Raw genomic sequence first — 17,925 nt, 5'->3', positions numbered from 1 at the left:
TACGCCAAAGATATGGACTATTTTGCTGGCAAGATGGGTTTTGTGATGGACATTAAACTTTCAAAGTAACAAAAAATTCGTTTCGCATAGTTAATAACCCTGTCCATACAGGGCGGTAACATTCATTCTGCACTCTGGAATATGGACGATCCTCATTTTACGGTATGGACAATAATTGCTCAGACGGCCGGAGCGATGAGTGTCGCGCCGACCGTCGCCGACGGTTAGCGCGCCAGCCAGCCGCCGTCCACCGCTACCGTGTAGCCATTGATGTAATCGGAGGCTGGGGAAGCGAGGAAGACCACCGGCCCCATCAGGTCGGACGGCAGGCCCCAGCGCCCGGCGGGAATGCGGTCGAGGATTTCGCTACTGCGCTGCTCGTCAGCGCGCAGCTGCTGGGTGTTATTGGTCGCCATATACCCCGGGGCGATGGCGTTGACATTGATATGGTGTTTAGCCCACTCGTTGGCCAGCAGGCGGGTGACGCCCATCACCGCGCTTTTGGACGCGGTATACGACGGCACACGGATCCCGCCCTGGAACGACAGCATCGAGGCGATGTTAATGATCTTCCCGCCGCTGCCCTGGGCGATAAAGTGCTTCGCCGCCGCCTGGGACATGAAAAATACGCTCTTGATGTTGAGGTTCATGACGTCGTCCCAGTCCTTTTCGCTGAACGCCAGCGCGTCCTCGCGGCGGATGAGGCCGGCATTGTTGACCAGAATATCAATATGGCCAAACTCCGCCACCGCCCGCTCCAGCAGCTGAGGGATACCGTCAATCTGGCGCAGGTCGGCGGTCAGGCTGAGAAAGCGGCGTCCCAGCGCCGTCACCCGCTCGATGGTTTCCACCGGCTCGACAATATTGATACCAACAATATCGCAGCCCGCTTCCGCCAGACCGAGGGCCATCCCCTGACCTAAACCGGTATCGCATCCGCTCACGACGGCCACTTTTCCCTGCAGGGAGAATGCATCAAGAATCATAATGTGTTCCTTAGTCGTTCAGAGCCTGCAGTATGCAGGCAAGGTTCTCTCGGCCCGGCTCGCGCCGGCGGCGCGACTGAGCGTAGGGCGAACTCACGGGCATAGCCCATCATAAAAATAAAACAGAGTTCCGTTTTACTAATGGGTGCCATCTTAGCCCCACCCCCTGTCATTTTCAATGATATTTAAAACGTCGTTTCATTTTTTATGACGTCGATTACAAAAAAAGAAAAAGCGAACGGATGCGGCAACCCGCGCCGGACAGGAAGCGGTTTTAAAAGAATGATGATTCAACCGGTTGTCTGAGGAGACGGTCGAAGTGGGGCCAGCAGGCCGCGGAAGATGCGGGAATTGCGCTGAACTGCGTGAGACATCACAAATAATGAAACATTGTTTTGATAAATTAACACCCATCTTTTAAAACACATCACTCAGCGACACGCCTCTGGTCCAGCGGCATCGCAGGAAAGAAAGGAGCACTACATGGCTAAAGGCATGCGGGTCAAACTGAACTATCACGTCAGCCGCGATCCGGATACCGGGGCGGAAGTCACCCGCTTAACCCCCCCGGAGGTCACCTGTCATCGCAACTACTTCTATCAGAAGTGCTTTTTTAACGATGGCAGCCATTTACTGTTCGCCGGCGAGTTTGACGGCCACTGGAACTACTATCTGCTGAATATCGCCAGCGCCGAAGCCGTCCAGCTGACGGAAGGCGCCGGGGATAACACCTTCGGCGGCTTCCTCTCCCCGGACGATAAGTCGCTCTATTACGTGAAAAATGACCGTACCCTGCTGGAGGTGAACCTCACCACCCTCGCCGAGCGTGAAGTTTACCGCGTCAGCGAGGAGTGGGTCGGCTATGGCACCTGGGTGGCGAACAGCGATTGCAGCAAACTGGTAGGCATTGAGATTGCGAAAAGCGACTGGACGCCGCTCAACGACTGGCAGATTTTTCATGACTTTTTCCACAAAGGACCGCACTGCCGCCTGCTGCGCGTCGACCTGCGCAGCGGTGAGAGCCAGGTGATCCATGAGGAAAAAATCTGGCTGGGACATCCGATCTATCGTCCCTTCGACGACCATACCGTCGCCTTCTGCCATGAAGGGCCGCACGATCTGGTTGACGCCCGCATGTGGCTGGTCAATGAAGATGGCAGCAACGTGCGTAAAGTCAAAGCGCATGCCCCGGGCGAAAGCTGCACCCATGAATTCTGGGTACCGGACGGTTCAGCGCTGATCTACGTCTCCTATCTGAAAGGCCAGCAGGGGCGGACGATCTATCGCTTTGATCCGGAAAGCGGCGTCAACGAGGCCCTGATGACGATGCCCGCCTGCTCGCATCTGATGAGCAATTTCGACGGCACGCTGCTGGTGGGCGATGGATCGGGCACGCCGGTCGATGTCAAAGATACCGGCGGCTACTCCATTGATAACGATCCTTATCTGTACGTCTTTAACGTGGCGGAGAAGCGCTACTTCCGCGTCGCGCGCCATGATACCTCGTGGGCGACGGTAGCCAACAGCCGCCAGGTGACTCACCCGCACCCCTCGTTTACGCCGGATGACAGCGCCATTCTGTTCAGCTCCGATAAAGACGGCAAGCCGGCCATCTATATCGCGAAATTACCTGACCATCCGCCGATGCTGAGCGCCTGAGCCCGGCGAACGTTTTTCTGTAACTGGCCTTGCCCTCCTTCGCGGAGGGCTTTTTTTGTTCCCTCGCTTTGGCGCATAAAAAACCCGGCTGACGGCGCCGGGGAAGAGAGACGATGAGGGTCTGGCGGAAATCAGAACGAGTAGGCCACCCCGACGCGGAAACGGGTCTGGCGATCGCTGCGGTCATTCACGCCGACGTTGCCGATTTCACCATACGGCGACCAGTTGTTATCCAGCTTATAGGCTACCTTCACGTTATATTCCTGTGAGTAGGGTTTGTTGTCGTTGCGGTTCACCCCTTCCGAACTGCGGGCATAGACATAGTTCAGCTCGGTGCGCCAGTCGCCGAGGGCAAACCCGGCCCACGCGTCGCCGCGATTCACCTTGTCATCATCTTTACCGGCATCGTTCGGATAGCGGGTGTACTCATAGCGATAGCGAGCGGCGACATAGAAGCCATTGTCGAAACTGTACTGTACGTGCAGATGCGGCTTGTAAATGGAGCGGCTGTCGTTGCTCTCTATGGTAAACCCGGGGGTGAGGAAAAGGTTCGACGTCGCTTTCCAGCGCCAGCTGATGGTGTCTTCATGGCCGTTGCCCACCACGTCCGAATAGGGTTGCGAACCGTTGTCGCCGCCTGAACGCCATTTGGCCTCCACGGTAAAGCCTAGCCCGTTGGCGAAGCGGTGGGATACCGAGACGCGGTCGGCATTGCTTTTATCGCTCTTGCCGCCATCAATAAATTCATGACGTAAATCTATCGTGACCGCAGTTGCCGCAAAAGACATACCGCAGAGGGCGGCCAGAACCAGAGATCGTTTTAACATAGGGTACCCCTTATAATAAATAAAATGTCATTTCGTTTTTATGAAACGTTATTTTATTTTTTAAGCACCTCAGTTTTAGTGACCAGGATCGTAGTTATTTGTTTCAAAAAAGGTGGCACAACAAGACGTGACGGAGCTCAATAAATTGACGGTGGGGAGAAGGGAAATACGGCAAAAAAAGAGGGGGGTCGGCAAAGCGCGGCGCATAAAAAAGGCCTCCCGCAGGAGGCCATGGAAATCGACATTCAGCGCTACGCGCGCTCTACCGCCAGCGCCACGCCCTGACCGCCGCCGATGCACAGCGTCGCCAGCCCTTTACGCGCATCGCGCTTGATCATTTCATGCACCAGCGACACCAGAATCCGGCAGCCGGAGGCGCCGATCGGGTGGCCGAGGGCGATCGCGCCGCCGTTGACGTTGACCCGTCGCTCATCCCACTCCAGTACCCGGCCAACGGAGATAGCCTGAGCGGCAAAGGCCTCATTGGCTTCGATCAAATCGACGTCGTCCAGCCGCCAGCCGGCCCGTTCCAGACAGCGGCGGGTGGCGTGCACCGGGGCGATGCCCATCAGCGCCGGATCGACGCCGACGCTGGCGAAGGCGCGGATCCGCGCGAGGATCGGCAGCCCCAGCTCCTCGGCTTTCGCCTCACTCATCATCATCACCGCCGCCGCGCCGTCATTGATGCTGGATGCGTTGCCGGCGGTCACCGATCCGAGACGATCGAAGGCAGGCTGCAGGCTGGCCAGCCCTTCCGCGCTGGCATCCACCCGCGGTTGTTCATCGGTATCTACGGTGCGCGCCGCGCCGTTATGCTCGGTAACGACCGGGACAATCTCATCGCGAAAGCGTCCGGAATCAATCGCCTTGCGCGCCTTATGCTGCGAGCTGAGCGCCCAGGCGTCCTGCAGTTCGCGGCTGATGCCGTATTCCCGGGCGAGGTTTTCCGCCGTGACGCCCATATGGTAATCGTTGAAGGCGTCCCACAGGCCGTCATGGACCAGACTGTCAATCAGCTGGCTGTTGCCCAGCTGGGCGCCGGTGCGGCTGTCGGTGAGGACATGCGGAGCGCGGCTCATGTTCTCCTGGCCGCCGGCGATCACCACGTCCGCCTCCCCGCACTGGATGGCCTGGGTGGCGAGGTGCAGGGCTTTCAGACCGGAACCGCAGACGTCGTTAATGGTGATAGCCGATACAGTGTTGGGCAACCCGCCGCGAATAGCGGACTGACGGGCCGGGTTTTGCCCGGTTCCCGCGGTCAGCACCTGGCCGAGGATCACCTCATCCACGCTCTGCGGATCGATTCCCGTCTTCTCCACCAGCGCCTTCACCACCACGCTACCCAGCTCAACGGCTGAATGGCGCGATAGCGCGCCCTGAAAGCAGCCAATCGGCGTTCGCAGCGCCCCGACGATCACGACATCCTTCATCCTCTACCCCTGCCCGTGCTTTTGCGCAAAGAAACAGCGATATACTAGATAATTGTTATCAAAAAACTTTGTAATTGTTTAAAAAAAGTGAGGCCAATCACAAAGAATTAGCCATTTGTTAACGTTCAGGCCGCTGCAGATGCTGACGCAGCCAGCTGCCCGCCGCCCCGGGCGGCGCTTTCTTATTCCACAGCAGATCCACCGAAATCGCCCGCGGCCAGCCGGGGATATCGAGCGCCACCAGCCCGCCCTGCGGCGCAAACTCCGCCACCAGGGCGCAGGGCAGAATGCACCAGCCGAAGCCCTGCACCGCCATGCTGAGCAGCAGCAGGTAGTTTGGCGCCGACCAGACCTGCCCGGCGGCAGGCTCCGTGGCGCTGGCCAGAAAGGTGCTCAAACGCAGCTCGCGCCAGCTGCGCAGCTCATCCCAGACAACCTTGCCCTGCGCCGCCAGCGGATGGTCAGGCGCCACGTAAATGCCCATCGCCGTCTGCAGCGGCAGGCGGGTGCTGCCGATATCGGTCGGGTAGCGCTCTCTCGCCTCAATCAATCCCACCTGGGCGCGGGATTTTTGCAGGAGATCGATCACGTCCTCATCTTCCCCAATCAAACACTCAAACTCGGTATGAGGGAAGCGGCGGTCAAACTGCACCAGCAGATCTTCCAGCACGTCCGGGTGCAGGGTGTCCGAGAGCACAAAGGTCAGTCGCGGCTCCGTCTCGCCGGACAGCGACACCGCCAGCTCATCCAGCCGCTCGCTGGCGGCGAGGATCGCTTTGACATAGCTCAGCACCTGCTCCCCCTGCGGCGTCAGCGTCGGCTGCCGCGTAGCCCGATCGAAGAGGGTCACCCCGAGGTCAGCCTCCAGGTTGGCGATAGCGGTACTGATCGTCGACTGGCTTTTCCGCAGGCGACGGGCGGCCGCGGAGAACGACCCGCTGTCAACGGCCTCGACAAAGGCAGTTAACGCTTCCGGTGAATAACGCATGATGTATCTACTTTATCGATGGTTTCTATCTTTTGTTTATCATATTTTTCCATAAACTGCCGGGTAATTTCCTGTTCAGGCTAAAACTGGAGGTAGCTCGCCATGCAACAGACCCCGCATCAGCGCAAGACGCTCACCGAACGCGTTATCCACGCCATCACCTTCGAAGGACTGGCGACGCTGATCCTCGCCCCCACCGCCGCCTGGCTGATGCAGCGTTCGGTGGTGGAGATGGGCGGGCTGAGCATTCTGCTCGCCACCCTGGCGATGGTATGGAACATCATTTATAACGCGGCTTTCGATCGCCTGTGGCCGGTCTCCCGCGTCCCCCGCCGGCTGAAAGTGCGGGCGCTGCACGCGATCGGCTTCGAGACCGGCTTTGTTATCATCGGCGTCACCATGGTGGCTATCGTGCTGGGGGTATCGCTACTGCAGGCGTTTATGCTGGAGATCGGCTTCATGCTCTTCTTCCTGCCCTACACCATGGCGTTTAACTGGGTCTGGGACACCCTGCGCGAGCGCGTGATCCGTCACCGCCGCCCGCGCCAGGCGGCACGCGGCTAGCCCCGGGGCGGATCCTTCGCGATCCGCCGCGACTTTATCACCAAAAACTATCGCAACAGATGAACCATAAATATGGTAAATTGCACTCCTTTTTTTTGGTTTGACGGTTGATAAAGTCGCATAATGTCTAAAATTTGGTCTAAAGAAGAAACTCTATGGAGTTTTGCCTTATATGGCACTGCAGTAGGCGCTGGGACGCTATTTCTACCGATCCAGCTGGGTTCGGCTGGCGCCATCGTCCTTTTCATCACCGCGCTGGTCGCCTGGCCGCTCACCTACTGGCCTCACAAAGCGCTGAGCCAGTTTATTCTCTCGGCCAATATCGCGCCGGGAACCGGGATCACCGGCGCAGTCAATCACTACTATGGTAAGAAAATTGGCAACCTGATCACCGGCCTCTATTTCCTCGCCTTCTTTGTGGTCGTGCTGATCTACGCCGTGGCCATCACCAACTCGCTGGCCGAGCAGGTGGCGCATCGCACGCCGATGACGCCTGCGCTACGCGCGCTGCTGAGTCTTGGCGTGGTGCTGGTCCTTAACCTGATCTTTCTCATGGGCCGGCAGATCACCATCAAGGTGATGGGCTTTCTGGTCTTCCCGCTCATCGCCTGCTTTCTGTTTCTCTCCCTCTATTTAATTCGCGACTGGCATCCGGAACATCTCACCAGCCAGATGCAGTTCAGCTCGCAGACGCTCCACCAGGTCTGGATCTCCATACCCGTGATGGTTTTCGCTTTTAGCCATACGCCGATCATCTCGACTTTTGCTATCGACCAGCAGGAGAAACACGGCGACCTGGCCATGGGTAAATGCAAAAAAATCATGAAGGTGGCCTACACCATCATCTGCGCCAGCGTGCTGTTTTTCGTCTTCAGCTGCCTGCTGGCTATCCCGGCGACCTATATTGAGACCGCCCGCGATCAGGGGGTGACTATCCTCTCCGCCCTGTCGATGATGCCCGGCGCGCCGGGCTGGCTGGCGGTGACCGGCATTATCGTCGCCGTGGTCGCCATGTCGAAATCCTTTCTCGGCACCTACTTCGGGGTCATTGAAGGCGCCAGCGAAATCGTCAAAAGCTCGCTGGGCCTGATGGGCGTGCGCAAGAGCCGCGCCTTCAACCGCGCGATGTCGATCATGCTGGTCTCCGCCTTCACCTTTGCGGTGTGCTTTATCAACCCGAATGCGATCTCGATGATCTACGCCATCAGCGGACCGCTTATCGCCATGATCCTGTTTATCATGCCCACGCTGTCAACTTGGCTTATCCCGGCGCTGAAGCCGTATCGCTCGGTGGGGAACGCCATCACTCTGGTGGTCGGCCTGCTCTGCGTCTCCGTGATGTTCTTCGGCTAATCCGCCTCCGGCGACAGCGGCTTGCCTGAGCCGCTGTCGCACATTCTGACAACATTCTCGTCCTTCCCTTCCTTGTGAGCGCATTACACTTACGGCTTAGCCACCGTGAGGAGAGTTCCTATGTCCAGTGTCACCTTATCCGGTCGCGGCACGCTCGGCGATCGCCAGGTCTATCGGTTGGGTTACGGGGCCATGCAGCTGGCCGGCCCCGGCGTCTTCGGCCCGCCGAAAGATCCTGAAGAAGCGGTGCGCGTGCTGCAGGCCGCCGTCGAAGCTGGGGTAAACCATATCGATACTTCGGATTTCTATGGCCCCCATGTGACCAATCAGCTGATCCGCAAAGCGCTTCACCCCTACCCCGACGATCTGTGCATTGTCACCAAGGTCAGCGCCCGCCGTGACGAGAAAGGCAACTGGCTGCCGGCCATGTCGCCCGCTGAACTGACCCAGGCCGTCGAGGACAATTTGCGTCACCTGGGGCTCGACGTGCTGGAGGTGGTGAACCTGCGCAGTATGCTGAGCCCCCACGGCCCGGTGGAGGGGTCGCTGGAGGCGCCGCTCGCTACCCTGCTGGAGCTGAAGGCGCGAGGGTTGATCCGCCATATTGGCCTTAGCAACGTGACGGCAAAGCAGGTGGCGGATGCGCTGAAAATGACGCCTATCGTCTGCGTGCAAAACCTCTATAACATTGCCCATCGCGCCGACGACGCGCTGGTGGATGCGCTGGCCGCCCAGCACATCGCCTGGGTCCCCTTCTTCCCGCTGGGCGGTTTTACCCCGCTGCAGGCGCAGGAGCTGAACGAGGTCGCGGCCTCGCTTGAGGCGACGCCGATGCAGGTCGCCCTCGCCTGGCTACTCCAGCGCGCGCCCAATATTCTGCTGATCCCCGGCACCTCATCCCGCACGCACCTGGCGGAAAATATTGCCGCCGCCGGACTGGTTCTGCCAGCGGATGCGCTACGCATCCTGGATAATATCGCCAATCGCACGCATCCCTGACCCCTCAGGCCAAATGGAGGGAACGACTTCCCTCCTCAATATTTGCCTGGAAAAACCTCAACACTGCTGGCACTATAGATCCTACAAATGGGGCATGATCGACGATCGTTTTCTCATTATCCCCGTTAATTAAACTTAAGTTTTTTTCCTTCGACCGGTCTCCAGCTTGGAGGCCGTTGTCGTTTTTGTCATGACCAAAATTTGAAACTCTTGATTACAGGAAACACAATATCGAATTCCAAGTTTATACATATCAATCTGGCTGCAAAGATAGTCAATAACATCAAACGCTCATAAAAACATCTGATTAACCCAATCAGAATGTTGCTATTGCTATAAGAAAAATCAAACGCCTCACGACAACTATTTACAAGGGAAGCCTATGACAGAGGGAACGATAAAGACCAGTAAGTATGAAATTATTGCTATTTTCAGAGAGGAGTTGCGCAAACGTACTGAAATTGAAATATTTTTTAACAACACCAGTATCATAACCCAACTGACGCGCGTGGACTTTGCCGAGTTCCATATTCAGACCCATCGCAAAATCCCACCGGGTCATAAAATTCGTTTTCTACTGCATAGCGATTCAGGGAAAATAGAGTTTAATGCAGCCCTGACAAAACATGACAATAGCGGTGTCGATAAAGGTATCCGCTACGCCTTTTCCTTGCCTGAATGCCTGCAGGTCGTGCAGCGTCGCCGCGATCCCCGCTTTCGTTTACGCCACGAGCATGACTTTTATTGCCGCGGGCGCCATAAAAATGGCGAAAACTATCTTTTCGACATCAAAGACATTTCGGACGGCGGTTGCGCGCTGATGACCAAAACGCCGAACCTGAAATTTCTCAGTCATAACGCATTGCTGAAAAATGCCGTACTGATGCTGGCGGAATATGGCGAGATCACCATCGACCTGGTGGTAAAAAATGTCATTATTATCACCCTCGACAATCCCAATGAAGAGAGCGAAAGCTATTATCAGATATCCTGCCAGTTTAAGTTCCGTCATCTCGACGACCAGCGCAGAATAGAGAAGATTCTGCTGGACCTGATCTTAGAAGCCAAGCGCAAAAAGAGAATCTGATACCCTTGGAAAGTATATTGCTGTACACCAATGATAATCTCATTGGTCACTCAATCTATCACTACCTTATTGATAGTCATGAAAATGCCACCCGTTTTGGCTATGACGATGTTATCCAGAGAAAACATCTGCCTGTGGCCCAAACGGTTATTTTCAATTTAATTAATAAGGATATTTCTGCCATCAGAATCCTTGATCTGCTGAATGCGCTCCGCCTTTCCCTGCAGCGCTGCCAGCAGCCGGTGCTGATGGTAAAAAGCGACATTGCCGGGCTATGCCGAGAGTTGATAACTGTCGATAATGCCATGATTATTAGCGAAAACTCACCGCTATCTATGTTTACTTCCATTATCCAGCGCGCGAAGGGCGCCAGCGAACAGCCGCCGCGACGATTGCGCAAACAGCTGTCGCCGCGGGAGTGCCAGATCCTCGAACTGCTGATTGCCAACAATAATAATAAGCGTATTGCCGCCCTGCTCGGCATTGCCCATAAAACGGTCCACAGCCATCGTATCCATATCATGCAAAAGCTGGGCATTGATAATTCCCGCACGATGAACCAGCGTATTGCCGCCCTTCATCAATGTTAAATTTTACAGCGGTAAATCAATAGCGGATAAAGCGTACTTATTCGCTGTTGATTTACATTTCCTGCCATTCCCATTAACCATCAGGTAGCCTATAATTAGTCAATCCTCTGCTTATTGTCTGACTAACCTCGTGAAGAGGGATAATGAACACTAAAATATTCGAAGACAACATTTTATCTCGTAATGATATCGCTGTACGCTACGTCTTTCAGAAAATGTTTTCCCCACAAGGTACCTTAGTCGCAGTTGAATGCTTAAGCCGCTTCGATAATCTTCCCGTTTCGCCAGAATATTTTTTCCGCCATGCCACCGCGGCGGTTCGTGAACGTATTTTTCTCGAGCAACTGGCGTTGATTGAACAGCATAAAGCATGGTTTTTACGTAACCATATTTCCGCCACCATTAACGTCGATGACCATATCCTGAATCTGCTACGCCAGAAGGAAATAAAAGAGAAAATTGCCGCCCTGACCTGCGTCCATTTTGAAGTGACCGAAAACGCCGAGAAACTTCTGAATAATTCCCTCGCCGCCTGGCAAAGCCCGCAGGATACCTCGCTGTGGCTCGACGACTTCGGCTCTGGCTACGCGGGGATAAACGCCATCAGCGGTTATCATTTTGACTATGTCAAAATTGATAAAGATTTTTTCTGGCATCTGATGCGCAAAGAGTCCGGCCGTCAGCTGATGGATGCGCTGGTCACCTTTTTATCCCGCAATCATCACAACGTGATTATTGAAGGCGTGGAAAGCGAAGCCCATAAAAAATGGCTGCAGGGTATGGAATGGTTTGCTATTCAGGGGCATTACTGGCAGGAAGTCAGCATTGAACAACTGGTTGCCGACGATATTGTCATATAAAAAAGCCGGGCTTGCCCGGCTTTTTCGTCTCGCTTAATTATAAACTAATTCCCACGTTGCCCAGCTGGTAATTGGCCCGCTGGTGGCGCTTTTCGGCGTCGGCGAAACGTAGCCCACATAATAGGTGAACAGGCCGCCGCTGACCGCGCTTTCCTGCAAATGCACCTGATTTTGCTGCGGGTCCGCAGGGACAATTTTATTACTCTTATCCAGCGTATTATTATCATTGGTCGACAGCGCCAGATAAATATTCTGCGCTCCGTCTGGCAAGGTATTGGCGAGATAGCCCGCGTTCTCATTGCCGACCGCCGTCAGTAAAAAACCGTCGACCCAGCGAACGCTGACCCGCCGCACCTCGTCCTGCGAGGCGGCGCCGCCGTCATGACGCAGCTGACAGTTTGACAGCGCCAGGGTAAAAGGCTGCGGCTTCATAAACGCGCCGGCCCCGCGATCGTGCACTTCCGCCAGGCTGACCGGCGCCAGCCAGACGTTGCCGCTGCCGGCATGCTGGCCGCCATTGAGCGCGACGCTGCAGGAAATATCCGTCACCCGCCCGGCAAAATCGACCCGTCCGCGGTCATAATTGGTCTCGAAACCCCACGCCGAGGGGGCGGCGAGGCTGCCGCAGAGCAGCAGCCACGCGATAGTATGTTTCGGCAATCCCTTCATTCCCCCTCCCGTATTAATCGTACGTCAGGTTAAAGATCATATGCGACTCCACCTCGCCGGTGCTGGTCGTCGGGCCATACTGATAAAAGCGCGCGTGCAGCGGGATGGTGATGTAGCGGGTCTCCTGATTATTCAAGCGGCCAACGGTATATTTCTTATTAAACTGCAGCGGGGATCCATCCTTCAGCACCTGGATGCCGACGCCTTTCGCCATCCCGCTGCCGGCCTTTTCATTCAGCAAGGCGCCCATGGTGGCGGTGGTGCTGGTCGCCAGGGTGCCGGAAAAAGAGGTGCTGATGTTGGCATATCCCGTTTCACTCAGGCCGCCGCTGCACTGCAGATCGATATTAAAATCCTTCCCGCCCGCGGTGGTGCCCACCCCTTTCAGGTCAGTGCGTCTGATGGCGCCCACATCAACATTCATATTTTTCCCGCTCAGTACCGAACAGGAGGGCGAGACCACGGTGATCGCATTGGCGCTCAGATAGGTTTCGAGGATCGGGTTGCCGCCGCTCTCCCAGTCATAGGAGGTGTATTTTCCCGCCGCGAGGGTGCCGCTGCCGGTGGTTGCCGCGGTTTTGATAATCTCCAGCGTAAAACGTGACCCTTCAAGGGAATAGTTGGTGGTGTTATACACCCGGGACGAATAGACGTCGGGATAGACGATATTCACCGTCGCGCCGCCGCGGCTGAAACGCATACCAATCCCCGGCACGTTGGTGGAATAAATTTTATTCCCAAGATCGGTGGCCCCTGGCGAGACGATCTTCGCCGCGAAGCGGTTGGTGCCGGAGGTACAGCGATAGCTCGCCCCGCCCGGGGCGCTCATCGTCCAGTCACGGGTGAGGATCACCGAGCCCACCGGCAGATCCGGGGGCACCACCACCCTGCCCACCACCATGTCCAGCATCACCGTTGGCGAAGAGAGACGCGTACAGACGGCCCAGGACGAGGTGGTGCCCAGCGCCATTAAGACGATAAAAAGCGTCAGTAATTTCCTCAGCGACATACGCTATCCTTTGTTGTTTGCTGTCCCAGATCCACCGAACACTGACCGCCGCTCCACTTCACAATCGCACGTTTGGCGTTCGCATCGCTGATGAACATCATGCTGCCCTGACCGACGACGCCGATCTCCTTGCCGTCGGGGGAGAAAATACTCGCCGCGAACGGCAGCGGCTCATGGTTCGCCTGGCGCGCCTGCAGGGTGAGGTTGTTCTGCACCGTGGTGCCGAACGCCACCTTAACCACGCTGCCTTCCCACGGCACAACCTGCGCCACGGTGCGATCGAAGGCCACGTCGTCATGGCTGCCTTTCGGGTCGATCTCGACGGCGTTGATCCGGTACGGGCGCAGATACGGCAGGATGGCGTAACCGTTGCTGTCCACGCGGGTGCCCGGCGATCCCGGGAGCATGGCGCCGGCCGCGTCTTTGGCTTCAATCAGCGCCATCGTCGAGCCGCTTTCCGGCGAGAGCACCACGCCGCCGCTGTGGGCGATCATCGTCCCGCTGGCGCCAATGCCGCTCTGACGATACCCTTCGCCCTGGCTATAGCTGCCGTTGAGGGTGGTCCATGGCGTACGGTAGCTGCCGTTGAGCGCCACATCGTGCTGACCGCCGGTGGCGGTGGTGGTCGACACGCCGTAGTTAAGGTTGTTTTCACTGTCCAGCGAGCCATTGATACCAATCTGCGAGCTGGCAAAGCGCGAGTTGTTGAACGAGGTGTTCGACGTCAGGTTGGCGGTGCGGTTATCGCCAAACCACAGCGGGTAGCTGAAGTTGAGTGAAATGCGATCGTCGCGGCGATGGCCGGAGCTGTCCGGGGTATAGACGCGCTGGGCGCTCGCCGACCAGGAGAGACGACCAAACGAATTGTTGTAGCTGACCTGATACTGCTTCTCGGTCCCGGAGCGGTTCCAGTAATCGGAAATACGACCGCTGAGATAAAACCCGCCCCAGCCTTCCGGCAGGTTCTGGTTCACCGTGAAGGTCATGCCGTTTTTTTGCCGCCACAGCGTATAGTTGCTGCGGCTGTTTTTTTCCTGATCGACGGCGTACAGCGCATCGTTGAGGTTGTAATAACCTTTCGTCGAGTAGCGATACGCCGCCAGCACGATGCTGGTCTGGGTATCGGTGAACATGCGGTTAAAGGTGGCGCGATAGCTCTGCCCCGAGTCATCATGGGTATCGCTCTTCAGCCGCGAATGGGTGACGTCAAAAGAGAGCGCGCCGATCCCGGTGTTCATCCCGGTGCCCACCAGGAAGGCCTGATAGTCGTCAAAGCCGGTGACCCCTGTGTAGCCGGTCAGCAGGTTATTGATCCCGTGCTGCCAGGTCGCCTGATAGAGCATCGGCTTGTTGCGTAGCCCGCTGTCGTCCACTTTACCGGCGGAGAGCGCGTAGCGGGTCATGCCCGGACGCAGCAGCTGAGCAACGGAGGCGTAAGGCACGCTGAACACTTCCACCGAGCCATCCGCCTCTTTTACCGAGACTTCAAGATCGCTGCCATAGCCGGATGGATAGACATCCTGCAGGGTAAACGGCCCCGGCGGAACGGTGGTCTGATAGATAATGTTGCTGCCCTGACGCACGGTGACGAGGGCGTTGCTCTGCGCCACGCCGCGAATTTCCGGGGCATAGGAGCGCATGCCGTCCGGGAACATATTGTCATCAGTGGCGAGGTTGACCCCACGCAGACCGATGGTGTCGAAAAATTCGCCATTGGTAAAAATCTGCCCCCCGCTGACGATGGAGTTGATCTGCGGGATCGGCCGCTGGAGATAGGTCTGGTTGCTGTTCCAGTGCGCTTTACCCTGCTGCTGCTGCCAGTTCAGGTTACCGATATGCTTCAGCAGCCAGCCGTCCCACGACAGACCGGCGTTGACGCCAAGGTAGGCGCTGCTGTTATCCGACCCGCCGACCGAAGAGGTGTGGCTGTTCCAGGCGTTGGCCATCCAGCCAAGATTGAGCGCGGTAATGCCTTTGTCCCAGAACTCCGGGCTGACATAGTTTTTCAGGCGTTGATCTTCATAGATCTGCGGCACTGAAATGTTCAACCGCAGGGAGGACTGGACCAGGTTGTCTTTGACGTTGTCTTCGTTGCGCCAGGATTTGAGGCTACCGCAATAGCCTTCCTGTTCGCTCAGCTGCGGATTGAGCTTTTCCGCCGCGATGCCGTACTGCGTCAGCATCGCTTTGGTGTAGCAGACCCCAAGGTTACCGTCTGTGTCGCGCGCGATGCGCAGATCGTAGCGCCCTTTCCATTCGTCGTTGGTGTAGACGTCAAGGGAGTAAGTGCCTTCGGTAATCGCGCTGGTCGAGAAGCGTGACAGGTCGACCTTTTCGCGACTGCCGACAATAAAGCCGTCGTTAAATTGATATACCGTTCCCGGGTTTTCCTGTCCGCTGGAAAATGGCGGAAAGCAGCACAGCGCGATGGCGATCGCGGTGCTTAATCTTCCCGGGCAGAATGACCTCTGCTTCATTAGCTTTTCCCTTATTTAACGGCCACTTTCACTGCGACATCGGCGCCATAGTCATTAATGTTGTTAACGGTCAGGGTTTCGCCGCGGTTGACGGCGGAGGAGAGCACCACCGTCTGGCTGGACTGCGGCGCCAGCATCACGGTTTTGCTGTTCAGGGCTTTACCGCCGTCGCGGGAAATACGGCTGACGGTAATGTAGAACGGCGTCGGGTTGTTGATGGCGAGACTGCTGCCGCTGGCGGTCAGGGTCAGCTTCTCGGCCGCCGCATCGCGGTTGCCCAGCCCGGCAGGACGATAAATAAATTTAAAGCGGGAACGGATCGCCAGCTGCAGCACGTTCTGGCCTTCATTTTTCTGATCAGCCACCACCGGCGGAATTTCCAGCAGATTCAGCCACCACAGCGACTCTTTATCTTTCGCCAGACCGGCGCTGCTGCCGAGCTTAATACGCAGCGTCTGGCCGCTCTTGGCGTCAACGCGCGAAATCGGCGGGGTGATAATAAACGGGGTGGTAATGGTATCCGGTGTGGCATCGGCATCGCCGTTATCCAGCCAGGCCTGCGCCAGCGCCGGACGGTCGGCGTTATTTGAAAGCTGTACCGTTATTTCTTTTTCATTTCCTGGATAAATAAAGCGGGTACCGTTAACAATAATATTGTTGGCATGGGCCGCAAAACTAAAAATGAAACAGAAAAAAAGGGCAATACGCTTCATGCTGACCTCAGAATAAAAATACAAGCGGCGGACATTGCCGCTTTATTATTGTTATTAACTGCCCCATCGCGGGGCAGTTTTATTTTCTGACGGAATTACTGGTAAGTAATTTCGTAAGTCGCGTAGCTGTTTACCACACCGGTGGTCACAGTGGTCGGCGCGCTGGTGGCGTAGCCTACGTAGTAGGTGAAACGCGCGCCATCGGCTACAGCGGAAGCATCGCCTTTCGCTTTCGGCTGAGTGCTGTCACCCGGGATGATTTTGTTGGTCAGCGCGGTAGCGTTGTCAGTAGACAGCACCAGCTGGATGTTCTGAGCACCGGAAGCTTCGGTGTTCGCCAGGTAGCCCTGTTGTTTGCTGGTTGCGCCAGCCAGCAGGTTACCGCCGGTCCAGTTTACGCCCAGTTTGCTTACGTCATCCTGTTTGGTGCCGTCAGCCGCCTGGCAGTTAGAGACGTCAATGGTGAAAGATTTCGGTTTCAGGTAAGTATCCGCTGCTGCCGCTTTAACTTCAGTCAGGGTTACCGGAGACAGGTAAACGTTCGCATCGCTGCCCTGGCCGTTAACAGAAACAGTACAGGATACATCGGTAACTTTACCGAAGAAATTAACCTGGCCGCCGCCAACATTGGTATCAGCTGCATGGGCAGCAGTCATGCCAAAAAACGCGGTTGCCATTGCTGCAGAGAGAAGAACCTTTTTCATTGCCATTTCCTTGTCAGAGTGAATTACGAATCAATGAGCACACTGTGAATTCGCATAGAACCAGAAACATCAGGCGATGCTGATTTATGCCACTGCTAATAGAATCTTCGACTGACCGGGAGCCGCAATATTTAAGGCGTCAGGTAACGAACCAAAAAATATAAGTTCGCTGGTGCTATCGGCGTCAAAGAATGCTATTTATTCGCCGACAAATATACATTTGTTCACGTTTCATTAAGTTATATAACATATACCCAATGGCTATTAATAAATAATTATTGATAGGTGAAAACGGGGTGGTGGTTGTTTACAGCACGGAAAGCCTGACGCCAGGGCGCGAGAGAAAGGGCCACCTCAGCATGCCGAAATGGCCGCCAGAGGGCTATTGCGAATCGTCCGAATCCGCCATGACGGCGGTTAAAAACCGCCCAAACAATTCACACAATGAATGGTAACCGCGTAAATGAGGCGCATTCCACACTCTGAGCACAGGCAGTCCGCGTGATATCCCCTGCAGAAATAAATCTCTAATGCGTTGTTTTTAAATCAAAAAATAGAGAAAGGTTCATTTCCCCATTATCAAACCGCCATAAAAATGTGATCTAAATCGCACTTTTTGCCACGCGCGTTATAGTTAGCAGACTTATTATAAGTCCATCGAAAGCAAACACGCTTTCCACCATAAAAGTTAAAAGGACAAACACCATGAAAAACGTAAAATTACTCGCCGCTGCCGGTATGCTCTCCCTGGTCTCTTTCGCTAGCTTCGCTCATCCGGTGAGCGTAACAGCAGATACCCTGGACAGCGCAGAAGCGAAAATCGCGACCATTGCGAAAGAACAAGGCGCTTCCTACCACATCACCGAAGCGTACACCGGCAACCAGGTCCATATGACCGCCGAGCTCTCTAAATAAGCGAATGGTTGCAGAGGGAGCTGCCGGACAGGCCGCCTGTGGGCGGCTGGTCTGGCTCCCGCCGCCTACCCCGCACACAGCAATGTCGAGCCCCG

The 17,925-nt window shown here is 55.9% G+C and carries 17 protein-coding genes; 8 read left to right on the top strand and 9 right to left on the bottom strand.

The features are described from left to right. Positions 1 to 224 precede the first annotated feature (224 nt). On the bottom strand, positions 225 to 986 hold the full coding sequence (gene kduD / locus L2I46_RS05160; RefSeq protein ID WP_023290920.1) for a 2-dehydro-3-deoxy-D-gluconate 5-dehydrogenase KduD: 762 nt from the start codon (positions 984 to 986) through the stop codon (positions 225 to 227). Between the two features lie 483 nt (positions 987 to 1,469). Here kduD and L2I46_RS05155 point away from each other — a divergent pair, with 483 nt between their 5' ends. Then, positions 1,470 to 2,645, top strand: a complete 1,176-nt coding sequence (locus L2I46_RS05155; RefSeq protein ID WP_032453989.1) for an oligogalacturonate lyase family protein — start codon at positions 1,470 to 1,472, stop codon at positions 2,643 to 2,645. A 131-nt stretch (positions 2,646 to 2,776) separates the two neighbouring features. On the opposite strand, the gene ompK26 is transcribed toward L2I46_RS05155, so the two are convergent. The 3 genes from ompK26 to L2I46_RS05140 all read right to left on the bottom strand — a co-directional run bounded on the left by ompK26 (position 2,777) and on the right by L2I46_RS05140 (position 5,890). Further along, on the bottom strand, positions 2,777 to 3,472 hold the full coding sequence (gene ompK26 / locus L2I46_RS05150; protein ID WP_004205398.1) for a KdgM family porin OmpK26: 696 nt from the start codon (positions 3,470 to 3,472) through the stop codon (positions 2,777 to 2,779). A gap of 251 nt (positions 3,473 to 3,723) precedes the next feature. Beyond that, a complete protein-coding gene (locus tag L2I46_RS05145) occupies positions 3,724 to 4,902 on the bottom strand; it encodes an acetyl-CoA C-acetyltransferase (protein WP_044524632.1) in 1,179 nt (392 codons plus the stop codon). 118 nt (positions 4,903 to 5,020) lie between these two features. Next, positions 5,021 to 5,890 (bottom strand): LysR family transcriptional regulator, encoded by an 870-nt coding sequence (locus L2I46_RS05140; RefSeq protein WP_194859818.1) that lies wholly within the window; start codon positions 5,888 to 5,890, stop codon positions 5,021 to 5,023. A 102-nt stretch (positions 5,891 to 5,992) separates the two neighbouring features. Here L2I46_RS05140 and L2I46_RS05135 point away from each other — a divergent pair, with 102 nt between their 5' ends. From L2I46_RS05135 to mrkJ, 6 genes are all read left to right on the top strand, one after another. Further along, the gene (locus tag L2I46_RS05135) at positions 5,993 to 6,454 is read left to right on the top strand and encodes a multidrug/biocide efflux PACE transporter (RefSeq protein WP_017899256.1); all 462 of its coding nucleotides are present in this window, start codon (positions 5,993 to 5,995) and stop codon (positions 6,452 to 6,454) included. 123 nt (positions 6,455 to 6,577) lie between these two features. Further along, positions 6,578 to 7,807, top strand: a complete 1,230-nt coding sequence (locus L2I46_RS05130; RefSeq protein ID WP_200927783.1) for an amino acid permease — start codon at positions 6,578 to 6,580, stop codon at positions 7,805 to 7,807. 120 nt (positions 7,808 to 7,927) lie between these two features. Next, positions 7,928 to 8,806: an aldo/keto reductase family oxidoreductase gene (locus L2I46_RS05125; protein WP_130941534.1), complete on the top strand. Its 879-nt coding sequence runs from the start codon at positions 7,928 to 7,930 to the stop codon at positions 8,804 to 8,806. Positions 8,807 to 9,188: 382 nt separating this feature from the next. Beyond that, positions 9,189 to 9,893, top strand: coding sequence for a transcriptional activator MrkH (gene mrkH / locus L2I46_RS05120; RefSeq protein ID WP_023290926.1), 705 nt, complete (start codon positions 9,189 to 9,191; stop codon positions 9,891 to 9,893). A 5-nt stretch (positions 9,894 to 9,898) separates the two neighbouring features. Further along, positions 9,899 to 10,483, top strand: a complete 585-nt coding sequence (gene mrkI / locus L2I46_RS05115) for a transcriptional regulator MrkI (RefSeq protein WP_032453997.1) — start codon at positions 9,899 to 9,901, stop codon at positions 10,481 to 10,483. A gap of 143 nt (positions 10,484 to 10,626) precedes the next feature. Next, the gene (mrkJ, locus tag L2I46_RS05110) at positions 10,627 to 11,343 is read left to right on the top strand and encodes a cyclic-di-GMP phosphodiesterase MrkJ (protein ID WP_023290928.1); all 717 of its coding nucleotides are present in this window, start codon (positions 10,627 to 10,629) and stop codon (positions 11,341 to 11,343) included. Positions 11,344 to 11,376: 33 nt separating this feature from the next. Here the strand turns inward: mrkJ and mrkF are convergent, their stop codons facing one another. From mrkF to mrkA, 5 genes are all read right to left on the bottom strand, one after another. Beyond that, the gene (gene mrkF, locus L2I46_RS05105; RefSeq protein WP_023290929.1) at positions 11,377 to 12,012 is read right to left on the bottom strand and encodes a type 3 fimbria minor subunit MrkF; all 636 of its coding nucleotides are present in this window, start codon (positions 12,010 to 12,012) and stop codon (positions 11,377 to 11,379) included. A 13-nt stretch (positions 12,013 to 12,025) separates the two neighbouring features. Next, the gene (gene mrkD, locus L2I46_RS05100) at positions 12,026 to 13,021 is read right to left on the bottom strand and encodes a type 3 fimbria adhesin subunit MrkD (protein WP_023290930.1); all 996 of its coding nucleotides are present in this window, start codon (positions 13,019 to 13,021) and stop codon (positions 12,026 to 12,028) included. Further along, positions 13,012 to 15,498: a type 3 fimbria usher protein MrkC gene (mrkC, locus tag L2I46_RS05095; RefSeq protein ID WP_032453998.1), complete on the bottom strand. Its 2,487-nt coding sequence runs from the start codon at positions 15,496 to 15,498 to the stop codon at positions 13,012 to 13,014. Before mrkC ends, mrkD begins: the two co-directional genes overlap by 10 nt. A gap of 11 nt (positions 15,499 to 15,509) precedes the next feature. Beyond that, a complete protein-coding gene (gene mrkB, locus L2I46_RS05090) occupies positions 15,510 to 16,211 on the bottom strand; it encodes a type 3 fimbria chaperone MrkB (protein WP_085551524.1) in 702 nt (233 codons plus the stop codon). A 95-nt stretch (positions 16,212 to 16,306) separates the two neighbouring features. Further along, positions 16,307 to 16,915: a type 3 fimbria major subunit MrkA gene (gene mrkA / locus L2I46_RS05085; protein ID WP_000756959.1), complete on the bottom strand. Its 609-nt coding sequence runs from the start codon at positions 16,913 to 16,915 to the stop codon at positions 16,307 to 16,309. Positions 16,916 to 17,620: 705 nt separating this feature from the next. Here mrkA and L2I46_RS05080 point away from each other — a divergent pair. Beyond that, positions 17,621 to 17,830 (top strand): DUF1471 domain-containing protein, encoded by a 210-nt coding sequence (locus L2I46_RS05080; RefSeq protein WP_002916131.1) that lies wholly within the window; start codon positions 17,621 to 17,623, stop codon positions 17,828 to 17,830. Positions 17,831 to 17,925: the final 95 nt, after the last annotated feature.

This window comes from Klebsiella sp. 2019SCSN059 (assembly GCF_021739525.1).
Classification (GTDB): domain Bacteria; phylum Pseudomonadota; class Gammaproteobacteria; order Enterobacterales; family Enterobacteriaceae; genus Klebsiella; species Klebsiella quasipneumoniae.
This window is presented reverse-complemented; position numbering and strand designations above follow the sequence as displayed.

Coding starts and splice junctions, on each gene's coding strand:
- mrkB (WP_085551524.1), bottom strand. CDS start 16,211: ATGAAGCGTATTGCCCTTTTTTTCTGTTTCATTTTTAGTTTTGCGGCC.
- L2I46_RS05135 (WP_017899256.1), top strand. CDS start 5,993: ATGCAACAGACCCCGCATCAGCGCAAGACGCTCACCGAACGCGTTATC.
- mrkJ (WP_023290928.1), top strand. CDS start 10,627: ATGAACACTAAAATATTCGAAGACAACATTTTATCTCGTAATGATATC.
- L2I46_RS05155 (WP_032453989.1), top strand. CDS start 1,470: ATGGCTAAAGGCATGCGGGTCAAACTGAACTATCACGTCAGCCGCGAT.
- mrkA (WP_000756959.1), bottom strand. CDS start 16,915: ATGAAAAAGGTTCTTCTCTCTGCAGCAATGGCAACCGCGTTTTTTGGC.
- L2I46_RS05130 (WP_200927783.1), top strand. CDS start 6,578: ATGTCTAAAATTTGGTCTAAAGAAGAAACTCTATGGAGTTTTGCCTTA.
- kduD (WP_023290920.1), bottom strand. CDS start 986: ATGATTCTTGATGCATTCTCCCTGCAGGGAAAAGTGGCCGTCGTGAGC.
- ompK26 (WP_004205398.1), bottom strand. CDS start 3,472: ATGTTAAAACGATCTCTGGTTCTGGCCGCCCTCTGCGGTATGTCTTTT.
- mrkH (WP_023290926.1), top strand. CDS start 9,189: ATGACAGAGGGAACGATAAAGACCAGTAAGTATGAAATTATTGCTATT.
- L2I46_RS05140 (WP_194859818.1), bottom strand. CDS start 5,890: ATGCGTTATTCACCGGAAGCGTTAACTGCCTTTGTCGAGGCCGTTGAC.
- L2I46_RS05080 (WP_002916131.1), top strand. CDS start 17,621: ATGAAAAACGTAAAATTACTCGCCGCTGCCGGTATGCTCTCCCTGGTC.
- mrkF (WP_023290929.1), bottom strand. CDS start 12,012: ATGAAGGGATTGCCGAAACATACTATCGCGTGGCTGCTGCTCTGCGGC.
- L2I46_RS05145 (WP_044524632.1), bottom strand. CDS start 4,902: ATGAAGGATGTCGTGATCGTCGGGGCGCTGCGAACGCCGATTGGCTGC.
- mrkC (WP_032453998.1), bottom strand. CDS start 15,498: ATGAAGCAGAGGTCATTCTGCCCGGGAAGATTAAGCACCGCGATCGCC.
- L2I46_RS05125 (WP_130941534.1), top strand. CDS start 7,928: ATGTCCAGTGTCACCTTATCCGGTCGCGGCACGCTCGGCGATCGCCAG.
- mrkD (WP_023290930.1), bottom strand. CDS start 13,021: ATGTCGCTGAGGAAATTACTGACGCTTTTTATCGTCTTAATGGCGCTG.